Here is a 15,577-nt window from a genome sequence, read left to right on the forward strand (position 1 = left end):
GCCCCCTCGATTTGGGAGTTTGATTCACACAGGCCAGACAGCCTCAAGTTGATTAATGGGTCCTGAGCTTAAGCGCAGATCGTCAAAGAATTACCGCCGACGTGGGAAGAAGTCACAGGAATATGCGACGTAGGGGGGGGCGATATTATTCTATCAGACAGCCGAATGAGCAGCTAAGCAGGTGCGGAACCCGAAAAGGAGGCTTGCCATGAAGTCCCACGCACGCGTTGTTGTCATCGGAGGCGGCATTGTCGGCTGTTCCACCCTGTATCATCTCACACAGGAGGGATGGTCAGACGTGGTGCTGGTAGAACGGGACGAACTGACCTCTGGCACGACATGGCATTCGGCCGCGCAGGTGACCAACTTTGGCATGAACCAGACCATGGTCGGGCTCAGGACCCACTCAATCAAGCTGTATAAAGAGCTGCGCGATGATCCGGAGTATCCGGTCGGGTACAATCACGGCGATGGCGGTATCCGGCTGGCAAATACGCCCGCGCAGATGGACGGTTATCGGCACTTCGCCTCAATGGCGCGGTATGGGCGTCGAGTTCGAAGTGCTGGACGCGCAGGAATGTGCGCGACGGCATCCGCTGATCTCGACTGATAATCTGTTGGGCGGTCTGTGGGATGCCAATGACGGCGATATTGATCCTGCATCGCTGTGTCAGGCACTGGCGCGCCGCGCACGTCTGGCAGTGGCCGAGGTATACCGCAACTGCGGCGTGACAGGGCTGACGCAGCACAAGGACGACAGCTGGACCGTGCACACGGTCAAAGGCGACATCACCTGCGAGATCGTCGTGAATGCCTGCGGCTACCGCGTGAACGAAGTGGGCGCCATGATGGGGGTGCACCATCCTGTCGTGTCGATGGAGCACCAATACTTCGTGACCGAGGAAATTCCCGCTATCAATGCTGCCGACCACCGGATGCCGCTGCTACGGTGTCCGATCAGTGACTACTACTGTCGTCAGGAAAAGAACGGCCTGCTCATCGGTTTTTATGAGCAGGGCTGCAAGACTTGGGGCATGGACGGGATCGACCCGCATTTTGTAAATGCGCTATGCTCCGATGATCTGGACCGGATCACGGATGTGCTGGAAGGCGCGTTTGAGCGGATGCCTGCGCTGATGGCGGTAGGCATCAAGAATGTCGTGAACGGCCCGATCACCTATACAATTGATGGCGCGCCTTTGGTTGGGCTGATCCCCGGAAAGCGCAATGCGTTCTGCATCATTGGCCTGCGCGCAGGGCTGGGCGAAGGCGGCGGACACGGCTGGATGCTGGCCCAGCAGATCGTACATGGTGAGGCCTGCTATGATACATGGGTGATCGATCCACGTCGTTTTGCAGGCCACACCAATGTGGAACTGACAGCGCTGAAGGCGATCGAAGACTACCAGAACGAATTCCGGTTTCATTTCCCGAACGAACACCGCCCCGCCGAACGTATGGCAAAGACCACGCCGCTTACTCCGGTGCTGGCGGCGGAGGGGGCTGTATTTACAATTGTGAACGGCTGGGAGCGGGCCGAGTATTTCAAGCCGTGTCCTGATTTCAGTGTTACCCACTCCTTCCGGTTTGACGAAACCTTTGATGTAGTCGCCGCTGAGGTAGCAGCTGTGCAAAACGGCGTTGGGCTGACGGAGGTGAACGGCTTCAACCGTTTCGAGATCACCGGCGCAGATGCCGAAAGCTTTCTGGACCGGATGATCTGTGGCCGCATGCCGCGAAAGCACGGGCGCGTCGGGCTGGCGTATTTGCTCAACCATCACGGTATGCTGAAAGCTGAAGCAACCATTGCGCGTCTACCAGCAACGGATCGTGGGCCACAGCGTATCTGGTGCGGCTCGGCTGCCGCGTCCGAGCTGCATGATATGGACTGGCTGCAATTACATGTCGGCGCACGAGATGTGCAAATCAGATCACTCACCAACGATCAGACGATACCGGTCCTTGCAGGGCCGAAATCCCGCGATGTGCTTCAATCAGTATCGCGTGGCGACTGGTCGGCGGCGGGCTTTCCGTGGCTGTCCGTGCGGGAATGTTTCATCGGTATCGCTCCGGCAACAGTGATGTCCGTGAGTTTTTCTGGAGAGCTTGCCTATGAAATCCACGTGCCCAACGCATCGCTCTATGCGGCCTACCTTGCGCTGAGAACTGCGGGAGAAGCGCACGGATTGACCCTATTTGGCGCGCTCGCCGTTGATTTTATGCGGTTGGAGCAAGGCTATTTGCATTGGAAGGTTGATATCCTGACAGAATTCGACCCCTTTGAGACAGGCCTTGATCGGTTTGTAGATATGGAAAAGCCAGAGTTCGTGGTTACGGCCGCGCTGGCGGTGCGGCAAGGTGCCAAGCAGCTTGTAACGCTTGAGGTTCACAGCGCCAATGCCGCCGCGCATGGGGGCGCGTCCGTAATGCTGGGGGATAAGGTGGTGGGCACCGTCAGTTCTGGCGGATTTGGACATCGGGTGCAGAAAAATCTGGCATACGCGTTTATGAGTGCCGTGCCTGAAGGAGCAGCACTGGAGGTGGATGTGCTAGGCACCCGCGCGCCTGCGCAGATCATTCCGCGCGGGCCTTATGATCCGCCCTTGACGCGGGTCCGAGCCTGAATCCAGCGCGCAGGGATTAACCTTGAATTCATGGCGGCAGGGTATCACCGGAGCAATTGCCCCGATGTGCGAGTCTGATCATGTACCAGTTTTTGCGTTTACTCCTAGCGGCCTCCATTCTCTCGTTTGCGTCTCTGGCGGGGTGCCTTTTATCCGCGCAGGAACAGGTGCAGCAGGTCCTCTATAATCACTCTTTTGGGTCAGCGGATGCTGACCATCCGCTGCAGTCCGCTCGGGCCGAGTGGGCGCAACATATGGAACGAGCCACCCCAAGTGATACCCGCATCGCAATGGCACCGCGATCTGGTGTGGCTTTAGAAGCGGCAGTTGGCTTGCCACGCTTCGCGCCAGTCCCCGCCGAAGCGTTGAGCCGGGTAGAGACTGACCAAAGCTTTAGCGCGCGATTGCGTAAAAACCTTACCAACGGTGTGGTGCGGGGGCTGTCTCCTGCGTTGGTGCTGGCACCTCATTGGATAACCGCACGCGGAAATCTGCCTCAAGTGCACGGCGCGCGGATGCAAACCATGTCTGATCGGCTTTCACCCGTCAGGCTGGTCGAGCCCCACTTGCAAGGTGCGGATATAGGCGTTGTGGCGCACCCGTGGCCCGGCACTATTGTCTTGGTGCTCTGCGGTACCGCGTCTGCGCTGGCTTTGTTGGCAGTTTACGCCTTAATGCTCCGCCGTAGCGCCGCCAGATTGCGCATCGAGCATGATGTGAACCAACTGCTGTTAGACGCCTTTAACCGAACCGATGCCGCCGTCGCGATCTTTGACAGGGGCATGCAGGCCGTCCATTGGAATGGTGGGTTGGAGAGCCGATTTCCGGGTCTTGTTTCTCTGTTTGAATCGGGCACACCGCTTGAGAAATGCTGTGCGCAATCATACGTCAGTGGTGAATTTGAGACGGATATGGGCCCGCAGGATATCTCGGTTTTTGCGACAACCACTCGCCAACGCCTGCACGCAGGGGACACGGTGCAGCGGCTATTGCACACCCGTGACGGCAGCAATTTCGATCTGAGTATGTTTCGGCTGGGGACGCAGCACTATGCGGCAGTCTGGCTAGATGTATCGAGACTGCATCACCAACACGAACACCTCAGCGACCAACACCGCGAACTGATCCGCGCCAATCAAAACCTCTTGGCCTTTTCCTCAATGGCGGCGCATGATCTAAAAGCGCCTTTGGTGCAGCAGTCAGTTCTGATGGAATTTATTCTTGAGGATATGGCGGAAGCTGGGCTTGACCTGCCCAAGTCACTGCAGGGTCACTTCTCTATTCTTACTGACCTAACACGGAGAATGAACCGGCTGGTAAGCGATTTGCTGGACTACGCCAAGGCAGACACTGATCGCGGCAGTCCGAAATGCTTTGCCCCAAATGCACGGATGACCAGTGTACTACAATTGGCAGCCCAAGGACCGCACATGGTGGTCGAGATTGAGCCGGACATGCCTGATGTTGAAGTCGATCCGACATCGTTTGATCTGGTCATGCGCAACCTGATATCCAATGCAGCCAAACACCATGATCGCGCGGACGGACGGATCAAGCTGCGCGCTTACAGGCGCGAAGACGAAGTTGTTATCGAGGTCGAGGACGATGGCCCGGGTATTGCGCCTGCGCAACGTACACAGGTGTTCGAACCTTTTGCCCGTCTCACGCGGGTGGAAGGGAGCGGACTGGGCCTCGCGTTGGTTGAGAAGACAGTTATTGCGTGGGGCGGTTCGATAAGCCTGCGCGCCGCTCCGGGACGGGGCTGTATCTTTGCCATCACTCTACCGTCGGCATCAAAGCATCGGGTGGAATTGGCTAAAATTCCGCATGGCATGAGGGGCCCCCAACCTCGGCATGCTCTTGGCTTGACTTAACGCGCAGGGACCGCCCAAAAATCCGCCGACTGGCGATTAGTCGATCAACTTTGTCAGCAGGTCTTCGATCTCCGGTCGTGCTGAGAGCCGACGAATCCAGTCCTGCGGAATACCTTTTGCGCCGCCTACGCCATGAACCGCGCCCATCACGGCACCCACAAGCATCGCGCGTCCGCAGCTGTCGCCACCCGCATAAATGTTGCGGCGGATTGCTCGAGCGAACGAAGAAGCCGTTGTGATATTATGAAGAGCGGAAGGGACGCCGAAATGAAGATCACAGGCCATGCCGAAATGCGATGTGACCTCGGCGTTATCCTGATCTTTCCGTGAAAGAGCGTCATTTAAGAGCGCGCGTGCGTCAGGATCGTTGGTCGAGAGCGCGCTTCCAACGACTGCCGCGATGCTGCCTTCGCGGCTTGCGGCCAGCATCATATGCGCGCAAATATCTCCATAGACGGCGGCGATCGGGTGATCATTGGTGATCCGCACAGCAGAGGAAACTTGCGCGCTGAAAGTGGTGCCAGCACTCATCCCTTGGGCGGCGCCAACCGCCACTAGGGCAGGCAACTTTGCGATGGCGGGCATTTGAAGGTCATGGGCGCCGCTGGCCGGTGGCAAAGAGATCAAGCCATCGAGAAGCTTCATCGCATAGGTAACTAAAGCTATGTTGTCGTAGCTATTCCTCACGACGGATTCGAATTCTGTGCGCAGAGCTTCTCCTTGATGTGTGGCGAGCAAGGGCTGGGCTTTTGACACGAGTGCGCTTGGCAAGCGCTGGTCGCCGTCAAATGGAAGAGAGCTTGCAACTGCCAGCGCCGCATCCTCGTAGCGACGAAAGTTATCAAGCGTGTCGCGGGTGGCATGGTCGATATAACCGACATAGCCGCCGCCATATCCGAAATGCGTACGAAACTCTGACGCATATGTGGCAGACTCATATTGACCGCCGGTGCGTACCAGTGCGCGCAGCATCACCATCGTCTGTTCCCCATATTGCGATTGATCTCCTGCCGTTCGCTTGGGGTGGGCGAAATAGGCAGGGACGCCATCATAATGCGCGGGGTCTGGTTCCGTGAATTCCGGAGCATCGCCGGCCACTGCGCGAATACGGGGTTGGTCATAGATCCAGTGAAGGCCCATCGCTGCCGCATCTGCGACCAACGCGCCAAGGACCATGTTCTTGCAGCGGGTCTTTATAGTTGGTGTCATGGGATGCCTTCGTGTTGTTCAAGCGGGAATATAGCGTGGAACAGGCCAAATGGGAGGGCCGTTGTGCCTCAAGAAAAGGCGGTGCTGAAAAACTATCACATAAGCACGATTTTTTTGCACTGCTTACTTGCGGCGGAAGTACAGGCGCGGAACACCCAGGGGATGACAGCGCCTACACCCCTTGTTGTATTCTCCGATCTTGATGGCATATTGCTGGATCACAGTGATTACAGCTGGTCCGCCGCGCAGCCCGCGCTTGATGTACTGGCCCAACTTGGCGCACCCGTTGTGCTAGCAAGCAGCAAGACCGCCTCTGAAATCGCAGTGTTGCAACAGGCTATGGGGCTGGGCGGTTTGCCTGCCATCGTAGAGAATGGGGTCGGGATTATCGGTCTGCACGCGGAAGCTGTGTGTGAGCGATACAGCGCTTTGCGCGAACGTCTGGATCAAGTGCCCGAAGCGCTGCGCAAGTGTTTCGAGGGCTTCGGTGACATGGACGTGGCGCGGGTCATGTCGCTTACACGGCTATCGGAACAGGATGCGGTCCGCGCCCGTAAGCGCGCTTTTTCCGAGCCCGGTGTTTGGCATGGCACGGACGCTGATGAGGCCGCATTCATTGACGCGCTGGCAGACCTCGGCATCGCCGCCCGTCGCGGCGGGCGCTTTCTGACGCTGTCGTTTGGCGGCACCAAAGCCGATCGGATGGCCGAGATCATCGCGCATTTCAAACCGCTTCACAGCATCGCGCTGGGCGACGCGCCCAATGATATCGAGATGCTGGAGGCCGCTGATTATGGCGTCATTGTCGCGAACCCGCATCACGATCCGCTGCCGCCCTTGGGGGCAGAACGCACAGGCCGGATCATCCGCACGTCAAAGTCTGGGCCGGATGGGTGGAACGAAGCGGTGTTAAAGCTGGTTGAGCAATTGAATCTAACTGTAGGGCGTATGTGAATGGTTGATTTTCATCAAAACGGAAATACCGCGACACTCCACAATCTGCGCACGCGCGGATTGGAGGACTTGGCCTATGAATTGGAGACGTTTGCCCAGAGCCGCAAAATGTCGCTGATCCTTCCTTGCCTCTATTCGGAGCTGGAAACAGAGGCGATGCCCAATATTCTCGCTGAATCGTCCAAGGTTACCTATCTGCACCGGATCATCATCGGGCTGGATAAAGCCGATGCCGATCAATACCGTCTTGCGCGGCAGTTCTTTAAGGGGCTGAACCAGAACCATATCGTGATCTGGAACGACAGCCCCCGTATGAAAGAACTTGAGGCGCGGTTGGTCGGAATGGGCCTTGCGCCAACAGAGGCGGGCAAAGGTAAGAACGTCTGGACCTCAATGGGGTATCTCATCGGGTGTCAGGACAGTGCAGTCATGGCGATCCATGATTGCGACATCCTGACTTACACCAACGAATTGCTGGCGCGTCTGATTTATCCGGTGGCAAACCCCACGTTCCCCTATCAGGTGGCGAAGGGGTACTATGCCCGCGTTGGTGGCGAAAAGCTTAACGGTCGCGTTACGCGCTTGTTGGTCAGCCCCTTGCTGATTGCGCTCAAGCGGGTGATCGGTGATCGCGATTACCTCGATTATTTGCGCAGTTTCCGCTACCCGCTGTCAGGTGAATTTGCCATGCGCAGTTCAATCTTGCCTGACCTGAGGATGCCGTCCGATTGGGGGCTTGAGGTTGGGGTGCTCTCAGAGGCGTGGCGCAATCTGGCACCCAAAGCGGTCTGTCAGGTCGAGATTGCAGATGCTTACGACCACAAGCATCAAGACCTCAGCCCCGAGGATGCGGCGCACGGCCTTAACCGGATGTCGGTGGACATCTGCAAGGCGATTTTCCGAAAGCTTGCCGCGGATGGCACTGTCTTTACGCCCAACACCTTCCGCACGCTCAAGGCCACCTACTACCGCAGCGCGCTGGACTTGTTAGAGGCATATTACACCGATGCGCAAATGAACGGCCTCAAACTGGATCGCCACAGCGAAGAAGCATCAATCGAATTGTTCGCAGAGAACATCATGCGTGCGGGTCAGACGTTTCTGGAAAACCCACACGAGACCCCGTTCATTTCGACCTGGAACCGTGTGCATTCTGCTGATCCAGACTTCCTGCGCGACATGCAGGCCGCCGTGGCGGCGGATGCGCAGGACTATCAGTAATTCCCGTTAGCGATCCACCGGCACTGGTAGGGGGCAAGGGTGATCGTTTCCCCCGAGATCACCTCATCTGATAGCAGGTCGACCCAATCCTCATCCCCAATCAGGTTGAGGCGCAGGGCCGGAATCTCCACCTCATCCGCACTTACGTTATGAAGCGCAAATATGGATTGTTGGCGATCAAGGCTCTGTCGCCAAAGAGCAAAGATGCGATCATCGTCCATGTGGATCGTGAACTGGGTCGCGTTTGGATGGAACGCGGGTTGCTCCTGCCGTATGCGCAGGCGGTTGCGTAGCCCGTCCAGTACCTGAGCCTGCGGCGTATCTGGTTGTGCCAGCCGTGCGCGCAAATCGGCATAATCCCAACGGTGACGGTTGATCGCACGGTTCATGCCGCGTTTCTCGACGCCCGCGTGATCATTGGGTGTGGCGAGGAGGGAGTGGATGTAGAAGGCGGGAATACCCTCCAGCGACATCACGATTGTCTGTGAACAGATGAAACGATCAATGTGATGGTCGTCAGGGCCGGTAACAGTCTGGGACATCGCATCGAAGAAGGTCGTGTTAAGCTCATAAGGCGCTTCGCCCCCGTCCGGCAGCGCGCGCATAGAGACAAGTCCGCCAATGCGTTTGACCACATCAATCACCGCTGCTTGATCCATCGCGGAAAGCAGCCCTTCGGCGGGGCGCATCCCGATGCCGTCATGGCTGGCGGTGAAGTTAAGATAGGCACAGCCCAGCGGGGCAGGTGGCATCGCGCTCTGCCACTTCACCAGATGAGCGGCCGTGCCGGTCATCATCGCGTGCAGGATCAGCGGCGGTAGCGGAAAGTTATAGATCACATGCGCTTTGTCGCGCTTGCCAAAATAGCTCAAGTTTTCGGCCTTGGGCACGTTTGTCTCTGTCAGAAGGATCACCGGTTCAACGGCATAATCACACAGCAGGCGGATCAGTTTTATGATTGCGTGGGTCTGCGGCAGGTGGATCGAGGGGCTGCCGATTTCTTTCCAGATAAACGCGACCGCATCCAACCGGTTGATTTGCAACCCGTTTTCCATATGCAGGCGGATGATGCGCAAGAACTCCAGTAGCACCTCAGGATTGCGAAAATCCAGATCAATCTGGTCATGGCTGAAGGTGCACCAGACATGGCGGGGGCCGTCGCCCGTATCGATTTCTTGGAGCAAGGGCGTAGTGCGGGGACGCACGACCATGCTTAGATCGTCATCCGGATTGGCCTCGAAAAAGAAGCGGTCGTAGGGTGCTTGACGTTGGCGATAGGTATTGAACCATGCGCCTTGGCTAGACACATGGTTGAGCACCAGATCGGACATAAGTTTGAACCGGTCGGCGATGCGGTTGATGTCTGCCCAATCGCCCAGCTGCGGATTGACCGCGCGAAAGTTGGTGACCGCAAAACCGTCATCCGAGGTAAAGGGGAAGAACGGCAGGATATGCACACCGTTGACCGTCCCCTCCAGATAGCGGCACAAGAAATCATAAAGCAGATCAAGTGGCTTGTGCGCCCCGTCTTTGAGCGTGTTGCCATAGGTGATTAGCAGGGCATCATGTTGCGACCACATGAAATTGCCCGGCTTGCGCTTGCGTTTGCGGCGATGCGCCCCTTCGGGCCAAAATGCATCGCTGATCTGGCGGCACAGCGCTGTCGTGTCGCTGTCGGGGTAAATCTGCGCCACATAAGCGGCAAGCAATCGGTTGAGTGTCGCTTTCTCCGCGGGCTGGTCTGATTGGTGCTTCATAGCTCCATGCAAACACATCCCTTTCGCTGTGACAAATCATGCCGCCGCGAATGCAGCATGAACCCCTTTGTGAAAAGGAGTTGCCGAAAAATTTGGCACTTTGCCGTGCTAGCTTCAGATCGCGGAAGAGTGTGACGATTTCTTGGAGGTGCGGCTGTCCACGTAGCCTGCGATGACACGGACAAGCGGGTAAGCTTCTGGGTTAAGCTTTAGCCCGTCACCGCTGATAAAGAAAACATCCGAAAATTTCTGCATCAATGAAACGGCCATCGCGTGGATAGCGTCAAGATGTTTCGGGAATGCCTTACCCAGTGCTTTCTCGTCAAAGGTGAAGCGGCACATCAGGTCTTCGATCACGCGGGCCATCAGCGCATCAACAGGCGTCATTTCAAAGCCTTTGAAGCTGGCAAAACCTGTGGCGTTGACGCGCTCTTGATAAGCAAATGTTGCAGGAGCGTTCTGGGCATAGCCTTGCGGAAACGTAGAGATTGCAGAGGCGCCAAAGCCCAGCAGCGTGGGGCTTTGATCGTCGGTGTAACCTTGGAAATTGCGGTGTAGGCGGCCCTGTTTCGCGGCCAGCGCAAGGCTGTCGCCGGGTTTAGCAAAGTGGTCGATGCCCACAGGCTCATACCCGTTCTCAGTAAACATCTGCTCGGCACATTGGGCCAATTTAAAGCGGGCCATCGGATCAGGCAAATCTTCTTCCCGGATCATCACCTGCCGTTTAGACATCCACGGCACATGCGCATATCCATAAATGGCCAGCCGGTCGGGTTGCAATGCAATGACGTGCTTAAGGGTTTGGGTGAAGCTTTCGATCGTCTGGTGCGGCAGACCGTACAGCACATCAAGGTTGAGGCTTTTCACACGGTTGCTGCGCAAAAAGTCGATGACGGTTTCGGTCTGCTCAAGAGTCTGCGCGCGTCCGATGGCTTCTTGTACCTGCGGCGCAAAGTCCTGCACACCAAGGCTGGCACGGTTCAGGCCAAGGTCGATGAGGGTTTGCAGCAAAGGAGGCTCGGCCTCGGTCGGGTCGATCTCAACCGAGAATTCGAAATCTTCGGCGGTCTGGAAGGCATCGAACACCTCGCGCAGAAGGGTGCTCATGGTTTGGGCGGACAGGATCGTCGGGGTGCCGCCGCCCAGATGCAGGCGCGACATTTTTATCCCTGGCGCTAGGGTCGCACGGACGGCGGCGATCTCTTTGCGCAGGATATCCACGTAGGCATTCACAGGCCGCATCGTCTTCGTGCCTTGCGTCCGGCAGGCGCAGAACCAGCACAGGCGCTTGCAAAAGGGGATGTGAATATAGACCGAGACATCAGACCCGTCCGGCACGCTTTGCAGCCAGTTGTGCTGGTGCCGTTGCCCCATGCCTTCAAGGAAGTGGTTGGCGGGCGGATAGCTCGTGTACCGTGGTACCCGCGCATCAAAAAGGCCATAGCGGCGAAATGTGTCGATCTTATCCATGCTTCCATGTAGGGTGGCAGAAGCAAATTATTCTTTGATGCAGATCAACATGAACACCAATCTAAAGACAGTCCCCAAGGTGAGCTGTAACAGCTGTCCTATCCGCCACCGTGCCGTCTGTGCGCGGTGCGATGCTGATGAGCTGTCTGTTCTTGACGGTATGAAGTCCTATCGTAGCTTTGCCGCAGGTGAGGCGATCCTGTGGCGGGGAGAGCCGTTTTCGTTTGTGGCCTCTGTCGTCACCGGAGTCGCAAGTCTGTCCAAAACGCTTGAGGATGGTCGGACACAGATGGTTGGTCTGCTTTTGCCCTCCGATTTCATCGGGCGGCCGGGGCGCCACGAAGCAGCATTTGATGTGATCGCGACCACGGACGTTATGTTGTGTTGTTTCGAGCGTGGTCCGTTTGAGACGCTGGTGGATGAGACGCCGCACATCGCGCACCGTTTGATGGAGCTGGCGCTGGACGAGCTTGACGCGGCGCGTGACTGGATGCTGCTGCTGGGGCGTAAAACAGCGCGTGAAAAGATCGCCACCTTTATCGAGCTTCTGGCGCGTCGTTCAAACACAGAGACACCTGGCCGTATCGCGGACCTGCGGCTGCCCCTCACCCGTGACCATATTGCAAACTATCTGGGGCTTACGCTCGAGACGGTTAGCCGCCAGTTCAGCGCCTTGAAAAAGGAAGGCGTGATCGACTTCTCTGATCGGCGCACGCTTTCCATTCTGGATCTTGCGGCGCTTCAGGATGCAACCGGCAACGATTCCGATGGCGGTATGATCACTTAGAAAGTTCGTAAGTTGATCCAGATCAATGTGCGTACCCCCAAGCGCCCATAGAAACGTCCTGCGAACAGGGGTGTCTTTTGGTGCCCTTCAGAATTTGAGGGCACAATTATGGACTACGTCAAACTTATACTTTTAGGTTTTGTCACCTTGTTTGCTGCGATCTGCGCCAGTTGGGCGCGTGATCTGGCGTATCAGGTACATGCCGTTCTAATCATGCTGATTGCAGCCGGAATGTTTCTCTGGGTGCTGCGCAACACCGACGAAGAGCCGCGCGCGGCTGAACCCGAGGGCATCTATTTTGATGGCGTCATTCGGGCCGGGGTTATTGCCACGGCTTTCTGGGGCATCGCGGGCTTTCTGGTGGGGACGTTCATCGCGTTTCAGTTGGCATTCCCTGAGCTGAATTTCGATTGGGGTCAACCCTTTACCAACTTCGGCCGTCTGCGCCCGCTGCACACCAGTGCGGTGATTTTTGCATTTGGTGGCAACGCGCTGATCGCGACGTCGCTTTATGTGGTGCAGCGCACCAGTGGCGTCCGCCTTTGGGGTGGCAACGCCGGTTGGTTCGTTTTCTGGGGCTATCAGTTGTTCATCGTTCTGGCGGCAACCGGATATCTGCTGGGCGCGACGCAGTCCAAAGAATACGCCGAGCCTGAGTGGTACATTGATATCTGGCTGACTATCGTATGGCTGACATATTTGGCTGTCTATCTGGGCACCATCTTCAAACGCCGCGAGAAGCACATCTATGTCGCCAACTGGTTCTTCCTGAGCTTTATTATCACCGTGGCAATGCTGCATGTGGTTAACAACCTCAGCATTCCGGTGAGCATCTGGGGTTCTAAATCCGTTCAGGTCTTCTCGGGCGTGCAGGATGCGATGACCCAGTGGTGGTATGGCCACAACGCCGTTGGGTTCTTCCTGACAGCGGGTTTCCTCGGCATGATGTACTACTTCGTGCCAAAGCAGGCCGGTCGTCCGGTCTACAGCTACAAACTGTCGATTATCCACTTTTGGGCGCTGATCTTCTTGTACATCTGGGCTGGCCCCCACCACCTTCATTACACAGCGCTTCCCGACTGGGCCGCGACACTGGGTATGGTGATGTCGATCGTGCTGTGGATGCCCAGCTGGGGCGGGATGATCAACGGTCTGATGACGCTGCAGGGCGCATGGGACAAGCTGCGTACCGATCCGATCATGCGTATGTTCGTTCTGTCGCTCGGCTTTTACGGCATGTCCACATTTGAGGGTCCGATGATGTCGATCCGCGCTGTGAACTCGCTGTCGCACTACACAGACTGGACCATCGGTCACGTGCATTCTGGCGCGCTGGGCTGGAACGGTATGATCACCTTCGCCTGTATCTACTTCCTGACGCCACGCCTGTGGGGCCGCAAAGAGATGCACTCCATGTCCGCGATCAATTGGCACTTCTGGCTCGCGACACTTGGTATCGTTCTTTATGCGGCGTCCATGTGGGTCTCCGGTATCATGGAAGGTCTGATGTGGCGTGAGGTCGATGACCAAGGCTTCTTGGTGAACTCTTTTGCCGACACCGTAAGCGCCAAGTTCCCGATGTATGTGGTGCGCGGTTTGGGCGGGGTTCTGTTCCTGAGCGGTGCGATCATTATGTGCTGGAACATGTTCATGACGATCCGCGGGGCAAAACCTGCCACCGCGGCCGTCCCTCACGCAACACCTGCAGAATAGGATCAGATCATGGCCTTTCTTGACAAACATGCCATTTTGGAAAAAAGCCCGACGCTGCTTTTGACCTTCTCCCTGTTCGTTGTGACTATCGGGGGTATCGTAGAAATCGCGCCACTTTTCTGGCTCGAAAACACCATCGAGGAAGTAGAGGGCGTACGCCCCTACAGCCCGCTGGAACTGACCGGACGTGACATCTACGTCCGCGAGGGGTGCTACGTGTGCCACAGTCAGATGATCCGGCCCATGCGCGACGAAGTCGAGCGTTATGGCCACTATTCTTTGGCAGCTGAGTCGATGTACGATCACCCGTTCCAGTGGGGGTCCAAACGGACCGGCCCCGATCTGGCACGGGTTGGCGGGCGCTACTCTGACGCTTGGCATGTGGATCACTTGCGTGACCCGCAATCGGTTGTGCCGGAAAGCATTATGCCAAAGTACGCCTTTCTGGCGGAGACAAAGATAAATGCCGACCACATCGGCGATCTGCTCTCCACGCACCGCTTTGTCGGCGTACCCTACTCGGATGCGCAGATTGAGGCGGCCTATGCGGACTTCAACGTTCAGGCAGACCCTGACGGCGATACTGACGGTCTGATCGAGCGTTATCCCGGTGCGGTCATCTCCAACTTTGACGGCCAGCCTCAGCTGACCGAAATGGACGCGCTGATTGCATATCTTCAGGTTCTGGGCACGATGGTCGATTTCTCGACCTTCACCCCGGACGCAAGCCGATAGGAGAAAGATTATGGATACCTATTCCTTCTTGCGTGAAATTGCAGACAGCTGGGTAATGCTGGGCATCTTCGGGTTCTTCATCGGCGCCGCGATCTGGGCGTTCCTGCCCAGCCAGAGCGGTGCCCGTGAAGACGCCAGTATGATCCCTTTCCGTAACGAAAAGCCTGCCAAAAGCTGCGCGGGAACCTGCGCAGATTGCCAGAGCAAGCAATCTTCCTTTGATTCGAAAGGGGCCTGATATGTCTGACAAGAACAACAAGGTAGACGAAGCCACAGGCGTTGAGACCACCGGTCACAGCTGGGATGGCATCGAGGAACTGAACAACCCGCTGCCGCGCTGGTGGCTGTGGACGCTCTATGCAACCATCGTCTGGGCCATCGCCTATACCATTGCTTATCCTGCTTGGCCGATGATTTCGGGCGCGACAACGGGTGTTCTGGGGTGGTCAACCCGCGCTAACGTGGCAGAAGAAATCAGACTGCATGAGGCTAAGAACGATGGTCTTGTCGCTGATTTGCTGGAGACTGATCTAGCAGGGCTTGCACCAGAGGATGACCTTCACCGCTATGCTGTATCGCGCGGCGGGGCGGTGTTCCGCGCGCAATGCAGCCAGTGCCACGGCTCTGGCGCGGCTGGCGCAAAGGGCTATCCGAACTTGCTGGACGATGACTGGCTTTGGGGCGGTGATATGGACAACATTGCATTGACCGTCGCACACGGTGTCCGCAATGAAACCGACGGCGATGCCCGTTATTCCGAAATGCCCGCCTTTGGCGAAATGTTGGAAGACGCGGAGATCGGCGATGTGGTCGAATATGTCGTGAGCCTGTCTTCGATCGAATTCGACGCGGGAATGGCTGAGCGGGGCGATGTGCTTTTTGCGGACAACTGTTCAGCCTGTCACGGTGAGATGGCCGAAGGCGATCGCGACATGGGTGCGCCAAACCTAGCCGATGCGATCTGGCTTTACGGCGGTGATCGCACCACGCTGGAGCATACCGTGCGCTATGCGCGCTATGGTGTGATGCCAGCCTGGGGCCAACGCCTTAGCGACGCCGACGTGCGCGCGGTTTCCGTTTATGTTCACAGCCTTGGCGGCGGTGAATAACAAGAGGATACCGCGCAAGCGGTACCGACGCGAAGTGGCACTGTTCGCAAACTAAGCCGCTTCCGGGGCGCGTTCTTGATGCAGATCAAGGCGCGTCCTTTTTCATTGGCCTAGGAAAGGGACA

General features: G+C 57.0%; 11 protein-coding genes and 1 pseudogene. 9 read left to right on the top strand and 3 right to left on the bottom strand.

All coding sequences use genetic code 11. The features are described 5' to 3' along the window. The first annotated feature begins 208 nt into the window (after positions 1 to 208). Together V7730_RS16340 and V7730_RS16345 are read left to right on the top strand one after the other, a co-directional pair. Positions 209 to 2,624 (top strand): annotated as a pseudogene (locus V7730_RS16340) (FAD-dependent oxidoreductase). Positions 2,625 to 2,878: 254 nt separating this feature from the next. After that, positions 2,879 to 4,498, top strand: coding sequence for a sensor histidine kinase (locus V7730_RS16345; protein ID WP_335748666.1), 1,620 nt, complete (start codon positions 2,879 to 2,881; stop codon positions 4,496 to 4,498). 36 nt (positions 4,499 to 4,534) lie between these two features. Here V7730_RS16345 and V7730_RS16350 read toward each other — a convergent pair whose 3' ends face one another. After that, complete coding sequence (locus tag V7730_RS16350) at positions 4,535 to 5,707, bottom strand: ADP-ribosylglycohydrolase family protein (protein WP_335748667.1); 1,173 nt, start codon at positions 5,705 to 5,707, stop codon at positions 4,535 to 4,537. Positions 5,708 to 5,869: 162 nt separating this feature from the next. On the opposite strand from V7730_RS16350, the gene V7730_RS16355 reads away from it, so the two are divergent. Beyond that, positions 5,870 to 6,661 (top strand): HAD-IIB family hydrolase, encoded by a 792-nt coding sequence (locus V7730_RS16355; protein ID WP_335748668.1) that lies wholly within the window; start codon positions 5,870 to 5,872, stop codon positions 6,659 to 6,661. Further along, complete coding sequence (locus V7730_RS16360) at positions 6,662 to 7,882, top strand: glycosyl transferase (protein ID WP_335748669.1); 1,221 nt, start codon at positions 6,662 to 6,664, stop codon at positions 7,880 to 7,882. On the opposite strand, the gene V7730_RS16365 is transcribed toward V7730_RS16360, so the two are convergent. Both V7730_RS16365 and hemN read right to left on the bottom strand, forming a co-directional pair. Beyond that, positions 7,876 to 9,639: an alpha-amylase family glycosyl hydrolase gene (locus V7730_RS16365; RefSeq protein ID WP_335748670.1), complete on the bottom strand. Its 1,764-nt coding sequence runs from the start codon at positions 9,637 to 9,639 to the stop codon at positions 7,876 to 7,878. The two genes, V7730_RS16360 and V7730_RS16365, sit on opposite strands and share 7 nt — an antisense overlap. Positions 9,640 to 9,753: 114 nt before the next feature. Beyond that, entirely contained in the window at positions 9,754 to 11,109 is a 1,356-nt protein-coding gene (gene hemN, locus V7730_RS16370; protein ID WP_335748671.1) for an oxygen-independent coproporphyrinogen III oxidase, read from the bottom strand. A 49-nt stretch (positions 11,110 to 11,158) separates the two neighbouring features. Here hemN and fnrL point away from each other — a divergent pair, with 49 nt between their 5' ends. The 5 genes from fnrL to ccoP all read left to right on the top strand — a co-directional run bounded on the left by fnrL (position 11,159) and on the right by ccoP (position 15,453). Further along, a complete protein-coding gene (gene fnrL, locus V7730_RS16375; protein ID WP_335748672.1) occupies positions 11,159 to 11,896 on the top strand; it encodes a transcriptional regulator FnrL in 738 nt (245 codons plus the stop codon). A gap of 105 nt (positions 11,897 to 12,001) precedes the next feature. Further along, entirely contained in the window at positions 12,002 to 13,609 is a 1,608-nt protein-coding gene (gene ccoN, locus V7730_RS16380; protein WP_335748688.1) for a cytochrome-c oxidase, cbb3-type subunit I, read from the top strand. Positions 13,610 to 13,618: 9 nt separating this feature from the next. Continuing rightward, complete coding sequence (gene ccoO, locus V7730_RS16385; RefSeq protein ID WP_335748673.1) at positions 13,619 to 14,344, top strand: cytochrome-c oxidase, cbb3-type subunit II; 726 nt, start codon at positions 13,619 to 13,621, stop codon at positions 14,342 to 14,344. A 10-nt stretch (positions 14,345 to 14,354) separates the two neighbouring features. After that, entirely contained in the window at positions 14,355 to 14,582 is a 228-nt protein-coding gene (locus V7730_RS16390; RefSeq protein ID WP_335748674.1) for a cbb3-type cytochrome c oxidase subunit 3, read from the top strand. Between the two features lies 1 nt (position 14,583). Continuing rightward, a complete protein-coding gene (gene ccoP / locus V7730_RS16395) occupies positions 14,584 to 15,453 on the top strand; it encodes a cytochrome-c oxidase, cbb3-type subunit III (RefSeq protein WP_335748675.1) in 870 nt (289 codons plus the stop codon). Positions 15,454 to 15,577: the final 124 nt, after the last annotated feature.

This window comes from Sulfitobacter sp., from assembly GCF_036961165.1.
GTDB lineage: Bacteria > Pseudomonadota > Alphaproteobacteria > Rhodobacterales > Rhodobacteraceae > Sulfitobacter.

Coding starts and splice junctions, on each gene's coding strand:
- V7730_RS16390 (WP_335748674.1), top strand. CDS start 14,355: ATGGATACCTATTCCTTCTTGCGTGAAATTGCAGACAGCTGGGTAATG.
- V7730_RS16355 (WP_335748668.1), top strand. CDS start 5,870: ATGACAGCGCCTACACCCCTTGTTGTATTCTCCGATCTTGATGGCATA.
- V7730_RS16350 (WP_335748667.1), bottom strand. CDS start 5,707: ATGACACCAACTATAAAGACCCGCTGCAAGAACATGGTCCTTGGCGCG.
- fnrL (WP_335748672.1), top strand. CDS start 11,159: ATGAACACCAATCTAAAGACAGTCCCCAAGGTGAGCTGTAACAGCTGT.
- hemN (WP_335748671.1), bottom strand. CDS start 11,109: ATGGATAAGATCGACACATTTCGCCGCTATGGCCTTTTTGATGCGCGG.
- ccoO (WP_335748673.1), top strand. CDS start 13,619: ATGGCCTTTCTTGACAAACATGCCATTTTGGAAAAAAGCCCGACGCTG.
- ccoP (WP_335748675.1), top strand. CDS start 14,584: ATGTCTGACAAGAACAACAAGGTAGACGAAGCCACAGGCGTTGAGACC.
- V7730_RS16345 (WP_335748666.1), top strand. CDS start 2,879: ATGGAACGAGCCACCCCAAGTGATACCCGCATCGCAATGGCACCGCGA.
- V7730_RS16360 (WP_335748669.1), top strand. CDS start 6,662: ATGGTTGATTTTCATCAAAACGGAAATACCGCGACACTCCACAATCTG.
- V7730_RS16365 (WP_335748670.1), bottom strand. CDS start 9,639: ATGAAGCACCAATCAGACCAGCCCGCGGAGAAAGCGACACTCAACCGA.